This window comes from Flavobacterium notoginsengisoli (genome assembly GCF_014207905.1).
GTDB classification, from domain to species: Bacteria; Bacteroidota; Bacteroidia; order Flavobacteriales; family Flavobacteriaceae; genus Flavobacterium; species Flavobacterium notoginsengisoli_A.
This window is the reverse complement of the sequence record NZ_JACHLB010000001.1, coordinates 1,137,741-1,153,610: the sequence shown is the minus strand read 5'-3', so window position 1 is coordinate 1,153,610 and position 15,870 is coordinate 1,137,741. Positions and strand designations below refer to the sequence as shown.

Genomic DNA, 15,870 nt, shown 5'->3' with positions numbered 1-15,870 from the left:
ATGAAACATAAAATAACAATTCCCGAACCTTGTCATGAAGATTGGAACAAAATGTCTCCAAATGAAAATGGGCGTTTTTGTATGAGCTGTTCTAAAACGGTTGTTGATTTTACATCGATGCTGCCTGAAGAAATACAGCACTTTTTCATTCAAAATAAAAATGAAAAAATTTGCGGAAGGTTTAAGAAATCACAATTGGATTCTATTACAATTCAAATTCCTAATCGAGTTTTGTATTCGCAAACTCATTACAGAAAAATATTTTTGCTTGCTTTGTTTGTCGCAATGGGAACAACTCTATTTAGCTGTCAAGGCAAAGACGGAGCAAAACAAAAGATTGAAAAAGTTGAAATTACCGACGAATCATCTCAACTTGATAGCCCTATCGGGAAAGCCAGAATAAGCAAAAACGATTCTACAAACGAAATTCCACCGCCTCCACCGCCTCCTTCACGAGTACATGACAACTCCACACCATCTGAGAAATATAAGAAAATGGTTAGCGGTGAAGTGATTTTAGAAGATCAAAATGAGTCTAACAGTAAATCGAAAAAAGAGAAGAAACAACAAAAGTCTTCGGCAGATAAAATCAAAACAGAGGGATGCACATTTTCTAATAATCACGAATTAAATATCAACGCAGAATTTCCAGGTGGTATTGATCGATTTTATAATTATTTTTCGAAAGAATTTAAAAAACCTGAAAATTTAGAATCCAATAATTTGAAAATCAATCTATCATTTGCAGTAGAAAAAAACGGTTCAGTCACTTACTTAGAATCTGTACCTCCTATTGACAAAGCATTGGAGAATGAAATTATTAGAGTTTTAAAATTATGCCCGAAATGGGTACCGGGGCAAACTGATGGCAAAATAGCAAAAAAACAATATTCTGTACCAATCGTATTACAATAGATCTCGGTAATAAAATTTAAATTTAAAACCGTAAATTTGCTTTTTACCTTACAATGAAAAGCGATTTACTTTCAAACATATACAATCCAGCCGATTTACGTCTTTTAAAAGAAGAACAGCTTACTCAAGTTGCTCAGGAATTGCGTCAGTTTATTATTGATGTCGTTTCTGTAAAAGAAGGGCATTTGGGTGCCAGTTTAGGGGTTGTAGAACTTACTATTGCTTTGCATTATGTTTTTAATACGCCCGAAGATTTATTGGTTTGGGATGTTGGCCATCAAGCTTACGGTCATAAAATCTTAACAGAAAGAAGAGAAAATTTCCACACCAACAGACAAATAGACGGAATTTCCGGTTTTCCTAAAAGAATAGAAAGTGTTTATGATACTTTCGGTGTCGGACATTCTTCAACTTCTATTTCTGCCGCTCTCGGAATGGCAATTGCTTCCAAATTAAAAGGTGATTCCAAAAAAGAACATATTGCAGTTATTGGTGATGCTTCTATTGCAAGCGGAATGGCTTTTGAAGGTTTAAACCATGCCGGAGTTACCGATGCCAATATTCTAGTTATTTTGAATGACAATGCAATCGGAATTGACCCGAGCGTTGGAGCTTTAAAAAAATATCTCACTTCGGTTAAAAACGGAAAAAATCCTAGACAAAACAACATTATAAAATCGTTGAATTTTGATTATTCAGGACCAATTGACGGACATGATTTATCGAAATTAATCAAAGAATTAAACCGACTAAAAAAGATAAAAGGACCAAAATTTCTTCATATTGTAACTACTAAAGGAAAAGGATTGCAGCAGGCAGAAGAAAATCAGGTAAAATATCATGCCCCTGGAAAATTTGATGCTTCGACTGGAGAAATTCATCTAAAATCGGAAGAAAATCTTCCTCCAAAATATCAAGATGTTTTTGGTTTAACCATTTTAGATTTAGCCAAAAAGAATGAAAAAATAATCGGAATTACACCTGCAATGCCATCTGGAAGTTCTTTAAAATTTATGATGGAAGAACTGCCAGAACGCGCTTTTGATGTTGGAATTGCCGAACAGCATGCTGTAACACTTGCTGCCGGAATGGCAACTCAGGGCATGATCGTGTACTGCAATATTTATTCGACTTTTTTGCAAAGAGCTTACGATCAGGTTATACATGATGTGGCTTTGCAAAATTTGCCTGTTATTTTTTGTTTAGATCGTGCAGGATTAGTTGGAGAAGACGGAGCAACACATCATGGCGTTTTTGATATAGCGCATCTTCGTTCTATTCCAAACATGCTGATTTATGCACCGCTCAACGAAATAGAACTTCAAAATATTCTGTACACCGTGCAATTAGGATTGGATCATCCGATTGCGATTCGCTATCCGAGAGGACGCGGTGTTATTTCAAATTGGGAAGTAGCAAATTTCGGACATTATGAAAAAATTGAAATTGGTCCTGCAAAATGTTTAAAAGATGGTACGAAAATTGCTGTTCTGTCGGCCGGAACAATTGGAAATAATGTTATAGAAGCTCTGAAAGAATCAACCAATTCTAATGAGATTGCCCATTATAACTTTAGTTTTATTAAACCACTAGACGTCAATACATTAAATCATGTTTTTTCTAATTTCGAAAGTATAATAACAATTGAAGACGGAGTAAAAAAAGGTGGTTTTGGAAGCGCTGTTTTAGAGTTTGCGGCATCAAATAATTTCAAAAATAAGATTGAAATATTAGGTATTCCAGACGAGTTTATTGAACATGGAACCGTACAACAGCTACAACAATTATGTAATATTGACGTTAAAAGTCTAGTAAATCTTTTTTCTAACGGTTCAAAATAAGTATTTTGCGACACCAAAAACAATTACCAAATGAAATTATTACGTTCAACCCTTTTATTATTTTTACTGCTGAGCACATCTACCATCTTCGCCCAAATCATACAGACCACTTTAAGTCCAAATCAAGCGCCTAAACCGCCTTCCAATTGGTCAAAAAAGAACCAGTTAGGCTTTGATATCTCTGAAATCGCATTTGTGAATTGGAGTGCCGGGGGAACAAGTTCTATCTCAGGTTTATTTAAAGGTGAATTTGGAAGAACATACGCAAAGAAAAATCACAAATGGGTTAACGAACTTATCGTAAAATACGGTCTAAACAAACAAGACGGAACCGAATTAAGAAAAACAGACGACGCCCTCCAGTTTAACTCGACTTATGGTTTCAGAAAAGATACAGCCTCAAACTGGTATTACTCTTCAAAATTAAACTTCAATACACAGTTTACAAACGGTTACAATTATCCAAACCGAGATGTTGCAATCTCTAAGCCTTTTGCACCTGCTTATATCTTTCTGGGAGCTGGAGCTGAAAATGCTAACAAAGCTAAAAACAGAGTATTTTACTTCTCTCCAATCACGTTAAAAACTACTTTGGTATTAGATCAATATCTTGCAAATCAAGGTTCTTTCGGGGTTAAGAAGGCTGTTTATGCGCCAGACCCATTAGATCCTACACAACAAATATTAATCGAAGAAGGTCAGAAAGTAAAAGCCGAATTTGGTATACTTTTTACGGCATACATGAAAAATGAAATCTATAAAAACGTTTTTTACGAAAACAGATTAAGTTTATATACTGACTATCTGAACAAATTCGGAAATGTCGACATCGATTATGATACGCGATTAGATCTTGTGGTAAATGCCTACGTAAAAGCCAATATCGGAGTTCATTTAATTTATGATGACGATATTAAGACCAAAAAAGATGTTGTTGATCCAACTACAGGAACAAAAACTCAAGTAAATGACGGTCCAAGAATGCAGTTAAGACAAGTACTTGGAGTTGGTTTAGTTTACGCCTTCAAATAATAAAAACAAGACTACATAAAAAAGCTTCTTTTAGAAATCTAAAAGAAGCTTTTTTTATTTCGGGCTGAAGTCAATTAGCGCTTTTTCTGCCCTTGAATTGTTTCATATAATTCTAAAGCATTTCCATCTGTCAGCAAAGAAACATAATGACAAATATGCAGTAGACGTTCGTATAAATTACCTTTATCCAAATGATGTTTTTCTGGCAGCATTTTCAAAATCAATTTATCATAATTAGAAGCAGTTCCTTCAAATTTATTATTGAATGCTGTAATGAATTTATCTAAAAGCGTTTGAATGATTTGATATCCTACAATTTCTTTCTCAATCACTTCGCGGCTTTGATAAATTTTCTCGATACTCAACTTGATTATATCGTTCATCTGTGCTTTGTATTTGCTTTTATCTGTTAAAGCATACGGGAAATTTCCAGCAAGAATCGCTTCTTCATTTTCAATAAAAACATCAACTGCATCATTAATCAAGGAATTAATTGCAAGCGCACGTAAGTAGCTTATTCTATCTTCTTTCGTTTCTAATGTTTTGTATTTTGCAACCCAAATATTATCTTTTACTAGCTTAATAAGATATTCTAAAGCATAATCTTCAGATACTAAACCTAGATTTATTCCGTCTTCAAAATCGATAATTGTATAACAAATATCATCTGCAGCTTCAACCAAATAAGCCAACGGATGTCTTTCAAAACCAATATCATCACCAGATTTATTGGCAATCATTCCCATATCTTTGGCTACTTCTTCAAAAAATAATTTATCAGACTGAAAGAAGCCGTATTTTTTATCAGCAATATTATTAGTTGGTTTCTTTGGAAGACTTTCTTTTGGATATTTCATAAAAGCGCCCAAAGTAGCATACGAAATACGAAGTCCGCCTTCAATTCCGGGACGGCTTCCGGTGAGCACAGAAAATCCGTTTGCATTTCCTTCAAAATCAATTAAATCTTGCCATTGTTTATCGGTCAATTGATTTTTAAATTGCTGTCCGTTTCCAATAGAAAAATATTCTCCAATTGCTTTTTCACCAGAATGTCCAAAAGGCGGATTTCCGATATCGTGTGCTAAAGAAGCCGCAGCAACAATAGCACCGAAATCATTCATTTGATATCCGTGAACTTCTTTTAAATAAGGATATTTTTCAATTAATTTTTTTCCTACCAAACGTCCAAGCGAACGTCCAACTACAGAAACTTCCAAACTGTGAGTCAATCTTGTATGAACAAAATCGGTCTTAGAAAGCGGAATAACTTGTGTTTTATCTTGTAGACTTCTAAAAGCAGAAGAAAAGATAATTCGGTCGTAATCAACCTCAAAACCTAAACGAGTATCATCTTGTTCTATACGTAATCTTTTACTTGTGTCGCCCTGTTTTTTAAGAGATAAAAGTTGTTCCCAGTTCATTTTTGAATTTTAGATTTCTGATTTTAGACTTTAGATTTTCATCTAAATGTCAAAAATACGTTTTATTTTAAGATTTTGTTGCGATGTTTTCTATTGTTGATGATTTATTCGTTGGCATCGTTTTTAGAAGCAGAAGATTTTCAATTTCAAAAGACGTTCTGTCCCGCTTTCCGCTATATCTTTTCCTGGTTAAAGAAACCAGAAAAAGGATACCGCTACAATCGGGGCTAAACTAGACTTTTTAGTTTTCATAAGAACTTTAGCAACAAAAAAAGCACTCCAAGTTGAAGTGCTTTTTATATTTATTAAAATTCTAAAAATTAGAAGTTTTTAGAAATACCTATCGAAAATGCTTGTCCAAAACTAAAATTAAACCTTTTTACATCTGCACTGCCATTATTTTCGTCATAACTTAAAGTACTATAACCTAGACCACCAATATTAAAATTTAGACCGAATCCTTTATTAATATCGATAAAAAGAGCTGGGGTCAAATCAACATACATTCCATTTCCTTTTCTAACACTTTCATTAATTTCGTTATGAAAGTTGTCTTTTTTATTTTGATAACCTACTCCAAAATCAGCATAGGCAGAAAAAGTCTGGTTAATGGGTTTAGAATATCTCAAAAAACCTCCAATCGAAAAAATATTGTATTTATACTCCGTATCCATATAAGATTGCTTCTGTTTATTAGCATAAAAATCAGACTCAACACCTGCGGTCCAATTTTCATGAAATTGATAACCAATTTTAGGAGCGAAACCCAAATTAAAGTTTTTGTTCTCTGAATTAGGTTCGGATGTATTTTCAGAATTGTAATAAACACTTCCCATAACTAAAATAGATCCTTTTTGAGCATTTGCATAACTACACAGAGCCAATGCAAGAATAAGTAACATTTTTTTCATATTTGTATGTATTAAAATTTTGTAAGTATTTCGCAACAACAATGCCACTATTTTTACTCATTCTAAAGAGATTTTACAGATACTTAATTTTCAACACTTTAAATACATCAAAAAAAATAATCAGATTCTCACAAAATAAAAAAAAGCATTCGCCATGGCGAATGCTTTCTGAAATTGAATTTATAAAACTAAGCTTAAAAGTTTTTAGAAATTCCAATGTTAAATGTCTGACCGAAGTTGAAATAGAAACTACTAACATCTGCACCATTGTTATCATAACTTAATGTTTCGTATCCTAAACCACCAATGCTGAAGTTAAGACCAAAACCTTTTTTCATATTAATGAAAAGAGCTGGAGTTACACCTACATACATTCCGTCTGCTTTTGTTTTTCCGTAGTTATTTCCTGGACCGTAAACTTTATTTTTTAAATTTTGGAAACCTGCTCCCATATCTGCAAAAACAGAAAAAGTTTGGTTTAATGGTTTCGTGTAACGAACAAATGCTCCTAATTTAAAAGCGTTTGCTTTTAACTCTGTAGTACCGTTGTCATTATTAGATGAAGCCACTGTGAACTCTCCTCCAACTGTCCAGTTTTCGTGGAATTGGTAACCGACTTTAGGAGAAAAGCTAAAAGTGCTCGTTGTTGTTTCGCCAAACTGTTCTTCCACTTTATCTGAAGTGTATCCGATGTTACCTCCAACTAAGATTGTTCCTTTTTGTGCGTTTGCAAAACTGCAGATAGCTAGGGCAGCTATCACTAAAATTTTTTTCATGATTTGGGTTTATTTTAATTTTAGCATTCCTTTAACAACAACAATGCCGTGAATTCTGGGCATTCTGATTTTTTTTATAAATACTTTAAAAGACAAATTGTAGCAATCGAAACTATTTCTCGTTACTTTTGTAGCAAATAAAAAGTCCATGTCGATAGAAGTAAACAACATATCAAAAAGTTACGGAACGCAAAAAGCATTAAATTCAATTTCTTTCTCTATTCAGAAAGGAGAAATTGTTGGATTTTTAGGTCCAAACGGAGCGGGAAAATCTACTTTAATGAAAATTTTGACTACTTATTTATTGGCAGATGAAGGCTCAGCCCTTGTAAACAGTCACGATGTCATGACGGATGCAAAAGCAGTGCAACGTTCGATTGGATATTTGCCAGAACATAATCCGCTGTATTTGGATTTGTATGTTCGTGAATATTTGGCATTTAATGCAGATGTTTATAACGTACCAAAATCTAGAATTGAAGAAGTAATCCAACTGACAGGACTGACACCAGAAAGCCATAAAAAGATTGGTCAGCTTTCTAAAGGATACCGCCAGCGTGTTGGATTAGCGAATGCTTTATTGCACAATCCGGATGTCTTAATTTTAGACGAACCAACTACAGGTCTGGATCCGAATCAGTTAATGGAAATTCGTAATGTGATTAAAAATGCTGGAAAAGATAAAACGGTTTTTTTATCTACGCACATTATGCAGGAAGTCGAAGCCATTTGCGATCGTGTCATAATTATCGACAAAGGACAGATTGTTGCCGACAATAAATTAGACCATTTAGTTACCGCAGACAAAGAGCAAGTTATTGAAGTTGAGTTTGATTATAAAGTAGAAGAACAGCTTTTAGCAAAACTCGAAAACATTTCTTCGTACATTAATACGCATGACATGACTTGGGAACTAACTTTTGTTACAGACAAAGATATGCGTCCTGCAATTTTTGACTTTGCCAACGAAAATGGATTAAAGACATTACAATTGAATCAGAAAAATAAAAATCTAGAAGCTGTTTTTAGAGAAATTACGAAGTAAGTTTTTAGTCACAGTCACAGTTTTTCAGTAGAAAAGCGGTTTGTTTTATATTAAAACAAACCGCTTTTTTTCATTTCTTTTCACTACAAATCAACAAATTAAGGCATTTCAGAAAAAAATAATTACTATTTTTATTTAGACTTGTTATAAATAATATTCTCTTTGGCAAATCAAATTTTAAATGCCACAGTATGTTACCTATACTCCAAACCCTCAAAAAAACTATTTCTGTTGTTTTAAATCAAGCTATAAATCTTCAAAAAAGGTTTTCAGAAAAATTAGAACAGATTGTATTGCAATAAATTCTAATTAAAAAAATACCAAGATTTAGATTCTGGATTTCGATTTAGAATCAGCCAAATTACAACAACATGAAAAATATTATAACCTCCATTATGCTTGCTTTTTCGGTATATGGATTTTCTCAAACAGAAAAAGAAACAGATAGTATTGTAGAAACTATAACAGCTTTAGATGAAATCGTGATCAGTAAAAAGAAAGTATTATATACTCAAAAATCGGATCGTCTTGTTTTTAATGTAGAAAACAGCATCGTTTCTGAAGGCGGAACTGCACTTGACGTTTTATCGCGTGCGCCGGGCGTTGTCGTTTCTCAAGATGGCGATTTATCTATTCGCGGACAGCAAGGTGTTGCCGTTATGATTAACGGAAAATTGACTCAACTTTCTCAAAAAGAATTGGCTAATTATTTAAAAGCGACTACCTCATCAAACATCAAACAAATTGAAGTAATTACAAATCCTTCTTCTAAATATGATGCTGCAGGAAAAGCTGGAATCATTAATATAATTCTAAAAAAACCAAATGCTTCTGGCTTAAAAGGAACAGCTTTTACGAGTTATGGAAGAGGTAGAAAAAACAGAACAAACTCTGGTTTCAACCTAAATTATAACAAAGACAAATGGGGCGTTTTTGGAAATTACAGCTACACGTTTCGTGGAGAAGAAGAGAAAAAAGAATTTAATCAAATTCAATATACCGACCAGACTCGTGAGGAAATTGCAAGTAAAAATCATCAAACTTCTATTACTGATGAACCTTTAACTTCTAATAATTTCAAAATTGGAACTCAATATGAAGTGTCGCCAAAAACAAGTTTAGAATTTTATGTTGATGCTAAAATCGGACGTTATGAGAACATGGCCGATGGAACCAATACGGTTGTGAATACTTCAAATCAGCCCATTTTTGATGCTGTAACTTATAACGACAGTAAAGAAAAATGGAACGATTATACGTATGCGTTTTCTGGATTACATAAATTCAATAACGAAGGTAAAAACATGGCTTTTGACTTTGAATATGAAACTTCTAAATTCAGATCTAATCAATTTCAAAGTGCAGACAATACGGCAAATTCTACTGTTGTAAATGATCGTCGTGGTTTTATTCCCTCACAGCTTAAAGTTTTTACCGGTAAAATTGATTTTGTAAATCCGTTTAAGGAAAAACAATCGCTGGAATATGGTGTAAAAGCAAGCATAAAAAACAATGATAATCCATCTGTTTACGAATATTATGAAAATAATCAATGGTTAATCGATTTTAATTCGACCAATCATTTTGAATATAATGAACAGATTTATGCTGCTTATGTAAACTATAAATATCAATTAGAAAAATTGAATATTCAAGCTGGTTTAAGAAGCGAATATACAGCAATTAGTATCGATCAGAAAACATTAAATGAAGAGCATAAAGACGATTATTTGAAATGGTTTCCTAGTCTTTCTTTAAAGTATGAATTCACAAATAATCATTCTGCACATGCTTCTTACAGTAAAAGAATCAATAGACCGAGCCAGTTTGATTTGAATCCGTTTCGTTTTTATGATGATTCATTCAATTATTCGCAAGGAAATCCGAACTTGATTCCAGAGATTACGCATGCTATGGAAATTGGTTATGCGTGGAAAAGTAATTTTATGGCTTCTGTTTATTTTAACAGCACAAAAGATGTTTTTACAGAAGTGTACAATTATAATCCAGACACCAATACAACGGTTACAACACAAATAAATGTTGACAAATCATACAATTACGGAATCAACATTACTAATACGGCTGAATTTTACAAATGGTGGTCTGTGAATACGTTATTCAACGTTTTTGAAAATAAATTTATGGGAAATGTTTTAAACAGCAACACCATAGATCCGATTATGACTTTGAATCTAAGCGTTCAAAATTCATTTACAATTACCGAAACTTGGAAAGCAGAAGGAAATGCTCAATATCAATCTAAATCTAATCTTGGCGTCTACCAAAGAGACGGTTTCTTTGATTTCAGCATCGGAATTTCGAAACAAGTTTTAGCTAAAAAAGGAAACATCAAATTGAATTTTACGGATGTTTTCAATACCAATAACTTCTACATTAAATCTGTCGTTGCGCAAACGGGAATAGATAAAAGATATGATCTAGACAATCGTATTGCGACAATTGCATTTACATACCGCATTTAAAATTCGTTCTTTAAATACCTTGTTTTTTGTTTTTTTTTGTGTTAGTTAAGAGCCTGTTCCTTCAAACAGGCTCTTCTGCTTTTATATATTTTAGATTGTAGACTTTAGATTGTAGACTTTAGATTGTAGACTTTAGATTGTAGATTGTAGATTTTAGATTGTAGATTTTGGAATTTGGATTTTGGATTTTGGATTTTGGAACTGAGATAATAGAACATAAAAAAGTCTTTTTAAAGCTTATCCGCTTCAAAAAGACTTTTAAATAATAACTTGAAAAACAATCTCTAGCTTTTCTTTGTTTTTTTCTTTCTTCCCCACCAAATATAAAAACCAGTAATAGGAAGACTGGCACAAATTAAACTGGCAGTAAAATAAATAATTTTAGTTGTTAATCCCCCAATTGCGCCTACGTGCAGGCTGTAATTTGAACGGCTCATCCAATCATGAAATTTTTCGTCGCCAATGTATTTTTTTGAGTTTGGAAGTAATTCTAATGTTTTCTGGTCAAAATATAAATCTCTCCAATTTCCGTTGTGCATATCAGTACAGGCGTAAATATTGTCTTTTGGTTCGTCTGGAAAATGAATTATGACAGCTTCTTTATTCTGTTTGGCAATTTCATTTCTAACTTTATTAAAAATTATATCAGCAGAAGTCAGCATATCGTATTTTGGTTTTGAAAGAGAATCTTTTTTAACTGCTATAATCTCTTTCTTTTCTTTTTCGTTAGCAAAACCACCCGTTATCCAATACGTACTTTCTCGAACCCAATGAAAACTCATAATTAAACCAGTCAACGCGATTAAGAACGCCAGCAAAAGCGAATAAAAACCTAAAACATTATGTAGATCGTAATTGATTCTTTTGAAACGTGCATTCCATTTTATTTTGAAACTGCTGTTAATAGTCGTTTTATTCCATTTTTTTGGAAACCATAAAATCACACCGCTTATTAAGAGTAAAAAGAAAATTAAGGTTGCCCACGAAGTTATAGTTGTTCCTATTTCTCTGCCAAGCCATAAATAGCGATGCCCTTCGTCAATTTCATGAAAAAAATCTTCATGATCGACCATTCCAGTTATTTTTCCGTTATACGGATTTACATAAATCAATGAATCTGATTCAACATCAACCTTTATTGTTTTATCTAAACCATTATACCATAAACCGTGAATATCTTTTTCTGGCAAAGCTTTTTTAACCGAAGCATAGATTTTAGAAGGAGGCAAAACCTTTTCTGGAATTTGGGCTTCGACCTTTAACCAAGGCGAAGTCAGTTCTTTTATTTCTTGTTCAAAAACCAAAATGCATCCTGTTATTCCCATTATAAAAACGACAATTCCAGAAGCTAGTCCGAGCCATAAATGAAACCAAGCATTTATTTTACTAAAACGTGATTTTTCCTTTGTTTTTGATTTTGGTGATTGTTTGTTGATGACATTCATTTTATACGTATTTTAAAAACATGACAAAACCATATAATCAAAGCTTTTCAGCAATGATTATATGGTAGTTGTATGGTAGAAAAATTAGATTTTACTCTAGTATTTCTATTATTTTTTCTTTGTCAATTTTGTAATTGCAGGTAAGTTTACACCACCAGTAATAACAGCTCCTTTTACAGCAACTCCAGTGTTTACATCAATTTGATATACACGTCCTTCGTCGTTTGTTACGAAACTTTTGTAAGTTTTTCCATTTTCTGTATAAGCACTTCCAAAACCGTAGTAGTTATCTCCAGCGTGATCAGGTAAGTTTGTTACTTGTGTAATAGATTTTGCACTTAAATCTAAGATAGCAGATTTAAATTTGAATGTTCCGTAGTTTAAGAAACTCCAGTTTCCTTGTGCAGCGTCGATATCTGCAGGAATGTAGTTAATTAACACTTTCTCTCCTCCAACTGGGTAAGCAGATAAAACTCTTCCTTTTAGAGTACTAGCTTCGATATCAAAGAAGTAAGAAGTATCAAATTCTGATTGTCCTTTTTTGATTCTAAGAATTCCAGAGTGACCACTTGTAGCAGTATAACCAGCAGTACGAGAATTTGAAGAAAAAGTATAAATATCTCCCGATTCTGTTTGTACCATACCTGTATTTGTATAGTATTGACCGATAGTTGTTGTACGAGAATCTGAAATTGTTTTAAGGTAAGTTAAAGATGGGTATTCGTAAACTTTTACAGTAGCATTTCCGTTGTAAAGTTTCCAAGCAGCATCACGCTCAAATGTAGATACAAAAACTCTGTTTCCAGATACATTTACACTAGTTGGCCATAAGAAGTGACCGTTATCAATTGCGAAATCATTGAATTTACGGTTTGTAATACTAGCAGTTGCAGGATCGTAAATAATCAATTCGTTTTGTGTTGAACTTGCATCCCATGGAGAATTAACCAAGATTAATTTATCATCATCTGTTGTTCCGTAAGCATAAGTATCTCCTGTAAAAACGTTTTTGTTTGTTACCAATTTACCTTCTGCATTAAGATAGTATCCAACAGATCCTTCATTTTCTCCAGATAAAGCAAAAAATGTATTTCCTACAGGTACACCAGCACTAGCAGCTTGCTCAATACCTTTTCCAACCATGTTAATATCTCCAGTCATGATTTCATCTAAAGATTCAAACTGCCAGATATACGTATCCCAGTCATTTGTTTGGTATGCAAGTACATAACTTACGTCAGCTGGATTTTCTACTGTAGAGCTATCATCACTGCTGCAAGAAAATGTAACCGCAGATAAGATGAATAACGCTAAAAGTGATTTAGTTCTAGTTATCATTGTTTTAAAATTTAAAATTATTTATTTAGTTTATAAAGTATCTGAATTTAGCCGTAAATGATCTTCCTGGTTTTTGTACCATGAAGTAATCATATACTTTTTTGTCGGTAATATTGTTGCATTCTAAACCAACATTGTATTTTCCTTTTCCGAAAACATAGGCAGTAGCAATACTTTGTGTAAATTGTTCTGGTATTGTTCTTCTTGTGCTCGGATCACCATTTTTTGTTGATTTTAAATAGTATTCACCAATGTAGTTTGCAAATAGATTAACGCTCAGGTTATCATCAGCAGTTCTAATTTTTCTGAAGTTGAATCCTAAATTGGCGTTACTGTAGAAAATTGGAATATTTTCAATTTGAGTTCCTTTGTAATCGTTTTTGATGTTTGTCCAAGGCGGATCAAAATCTCCTTGATTAAGCGATCTTTGCTGAGTTGCATTTATCTCAAATGTTAACCAATTTTTGTAACCATAATGAAATGAACCATCAAAACCAGTAACTCTTACGTCGGCTAGGTTTGAATATAAAGCCAAAGCTCCTTCTGGTTTGCTACGAATAAAGTTTTTTGCATTTCTGTAAATGAAGTTTCCTTGAAAACCAAATGAATGTATTTCGTAAGATTTTTTATAAGTAAAACCAATATTGAAATTATCACTTTCTTCTGGAACCAATTCGATTGCAGGTAAGATGTTAAGTCCATCACCCAGCATTTCTTCTGCAGTTGGAAGACGGAAAGCGTGTTCGTAAGATGCTTTTAATTGTATTTCACTAGTTAGGAAATAAGCCAAAGCTGTACCGTAACCCCAGTTGTCAAAAGAATTTTTTAAAACTGTATATTCTTTTTCATCTGCATAATCATCTACAACATCTATCATTCTGCTTTCTAAAAAGTATTTTTTACCAAATGCTATAAAAGATAATTTTCGGTCTAAAGCAGCAAGATTATAAGATAATCCTAAAATATTTTTATTCAATGTCGGAGAACCAGGTCTACGAGGATCATCTCTGTATTGTTCTTCTTCTTTACGTTTTAAATTATTTACAGAATAATTAAATGCAAAATATTGTCTGTCATTCAAATCGTATTTAAAATTCGTATTAGCTTGAAACGAATTATCATCATAAGCATAAATCGTTTTTTCACGGTTAATTTCTCCACTACTACTTAATTTATTGTAAGTACGGCTACCATCCCATTTATATCTGTATGAAGAAGTATCTACCGAACGACTGTTAACAATATTGTATGAAGCAATAAAATTTACCGATAAATTCTTTGTAAAAAGACTGTCTTTACGATATTTAAGAGTTGGAACAAAAGCATGGCTATCTCTAAAGGCATCACCTACAACATTTTGCATAGTCGCTCCGGTTTGAATTTCTTTTCTGTTAGCAGAAACCATCATACCTAAAACAAGATAATCGGCAAACTTTTTATCTTTTACCCCAACTTCTCCGATAATAGCTCCAGACTTATATCCATCATGAAAATGTTTATAGGCTTTTACAGGACCAAAATTTCCTAGCTCATCAGCCACGCTTACATCTACTTTATAGCTGTTGTCAGAATAATTTCCAAAAGCGTTTAGATTAGCCACAAATCCTTTTTTACCGCTAAAACGGGTATTAATTGCCAACTTGTGCGTATTGAAAGAACCAATACTATATGAAGCATCAATATAACGTTTTACCGATTGGTTTGTAATAATATTAATAGCACCTCCTAAAGCATCACTTCCCAATTCTACAGGAACAACTCCTTTGAAAATTTCGATACGTTCTGCTAAATTAACTGGTATATTATTTAATGTAAAAGAAGAACCATAACTATCAATTGGAATACCGTCTAAGAAAAATTTAACCTGATTTCCAGAAAATCCGTTTAGAGAAAAATTAAAGTCAGATCCCATTCCTCCTGTTTCTCTAACTCTTACTCCAGTTGTTCTATTTAAAACCTGATTTAAATCTGCAGAAGTATTATGAACCATTTTTAAGTTAACAGCAGTAATATTAAAAGGTTGCTCTTTTACTCTTTCAATTTTAGATTTTCCTGTTACTTGAACCTCTTCTAAAGCCGCCATGTCTTCTTCTATGGTAATTTTTGGCGCAGTTTGGTTAGATTGAAGATTGATTTTTGTCTGCTTCGATTTGTAACCTACATAATTAATAACTAAAGTATAATTACCAGGTTCTGCAGTAATTTCATATTCACCATTTGCATTGGTTAATGCTGCGTAGCTAGTTCCTTTTAAGGCTACAGAAACATTTTCTGCTGGTTGGCCATTATCTGCCATTACAACTCCACTTAAAACTACTTTGGCTTTTTGCGAGAAACCTTGAACTGATGAAAGTACCAGCAAAATCAAGATTGCAATTCTTTTAATTTGCATTATTTAGAATTAGTTTAAATTAAATTTGGCACAAAATTAACATCCACAATTAGGTTTGGCAAATTATTTTTAACTATTCTAAATAAAAAAGTTTATTAACGTAAAAAATGTTTTTCTTCTAAAAAAAAGATCAAATCTTAAGATTTAATTAATTTTAGATTAAAATCGCATTAAAAAAAATAACTAAAGAATTAAAATTCAAAAACTCATTTTATAAAAAAACCTACAAAAAATAAAAAATCCTGCTAGGTAAAGCAGGACTTCAAAA

General features: G+C 32.7%; 11 protein-coding genes. 5 read left to right on the top strand and 6 right to left on the bottom strand.

The genetic code is table 11. The features are described 5' to 3' along the window. The 3 genes from HNP35_RS04945 to HNP35_RS04935 are packed head-to-tail and all read left to right on the top strand — an operon-like array spanning position 1 to position 3,788. Positions 1–915 (top strand): hypothetical protein, encoded by a 915-nt coding sequence (locus HNP35_RS04945; protein ID WP_184157932.1) that lies wholly within the window; start codon positions 1–3, stop codon positions 913–915. Positions 916–968: 53 nt separating this feature from the next. Continuing rightward, positions 969–2,756 (top strand): 1-deoxy-D-xylulose-5-phosphate synthase, encoded by a 1,788-nt coding sequence (locus tag HNP35_RS04940; RefSeq protein ID WP_184157933.1) that lies wholly within the window; start codon positions 969–971, stop codon positions 2,754–2,756. A 30-nt stretch (positions 2,757–2,786) separates the two neighbouring features. Further along, positions 2,787–3,788 (top strand): DUF3078 domain-containing protein, encoded by a 1,002-nt coding sequence (locus HNP35_RS04935; protein WP_184157934.1) that lies wholly within the window; start codon positions 2,787–2,789, stop codon positions 3,786–3,788. 74 nt (positions 3,789–3,862) lie between these two features. On the opposite strand, the gene HNP35_RS04930 is transcribed toward HNP35_RS04935, so the two are convergent. From HNP35_RS04930 to HNP35_RS04920, 3 genes are all read right to left on the bottom strand, one after another. Continuing rightward, positions 3,863–5,209 (bottom strand): deoxyguanosinetriphosphate triphosphohydrolase, encoded by a 1,347-nt coding sequence (locus HNP35_RS04930; protein ID WP_184157935.1) that lies wholly within the window; start codon positions 5,207–5,209, stop codon positions 3,863–3,865. Positions 5,210–5,529: 320 nt separating this feature from the next. Beyond that, positions 5,530–6,120, bottom strand: a complete 591-nt coding sequence (locus HNP35_RS04925; RefSeq protein WP_184157936.1) for an outer membrane beta-barrel protein — start codon at positions 6,118–6,120, stop codon at positions 5,530–5,532. A gap of 194 nt (positions 6,121–6,314) precedes the next feature. Beyond that, positions 6,315–6,896: an outer membrane beta-barrel protein gene (locus tag HNP35_RS04920; protein ID WP_184157937.1), complete on the bottom strand. Its 582-nt coding sequence runs from the start codon at positions 6,894–6,896 to the stop codon at positions 6,315–6,317. Between the two features lie 148 nt (positions 6,897–7,044). Between HNP35_RS04920 and gldA the strand changes: the two genes are divergently transcribed. Both gldA and HNP35_RS04910 read left to right on the top strand, forming a co-directional pair. Then, complete coding sequence (gene gldA, locus HNP35_RS04915) at positions 7,045–7,941, top strand: gliding motility-associated ABC transporter ATP-binding subunit GldA (protein ID WP_184157938.1); 897 nt, start codon at positions 7,045–7,047, stop codon at positions 7,939–7,941. 371 nt (positions 7,942–8,312) lie between these two features. Then, entirely contained in the window at positions 8,313–10,427 is a 2,115-nt protein-coding gene (locus HNP35_RS04910; RefSeq protein WP_184157939.1) for a TonB-dependent receptor domain-containing protein, read from the top strand. 284 nt (positions 10,428–10,711) lie between these two features. On the opposite strand, the gene HNP35_RS04905 is transcribed toward HNP35_RS04910, so the two are convergent. From HNP35_RS04905 to HNP35_RS04895, 3 genes are all read right to left on the bottom strand, one after another. Next, positions 10,712–11,872, bottom strand: coding sequence for a PepSY-associated TM helix domain-containing protein (locus HNP35_RS04905; RefSeq protein ID WP_184157940.1), 1,161 nt, complete (start codon positions 11,870–11,872; stop codon positions 10,712–10,714). 108 nt (positions 11,873–11,980) lie between these two features. Beyond that, positions 11,981–13,210 carry a DUF4374 domain-containing protein gene (locus tag HNP35_RS04900; protein ID WP_184157941.1) on the bottom strand — a complete coding sequence of 410 codons (1,230 nt, stop codon included), beginning with the start codon at positions 13,208–13,210 and terminating at the stop codon, positions 11,981–11,983. Positions 13,211–13,235: 25 nt separating this feature from the next. After that, entirely contained in the window at positions 13,236–15,602 is a 2,367-nt protein-coding gene (locus tag HNP35_RS04895) for a TonB-dependent receptor (protein ID WP_184157942.1), read from the bottom strand. Positions 15,603–15,870 lie beyond the last annotated feature (268 nt).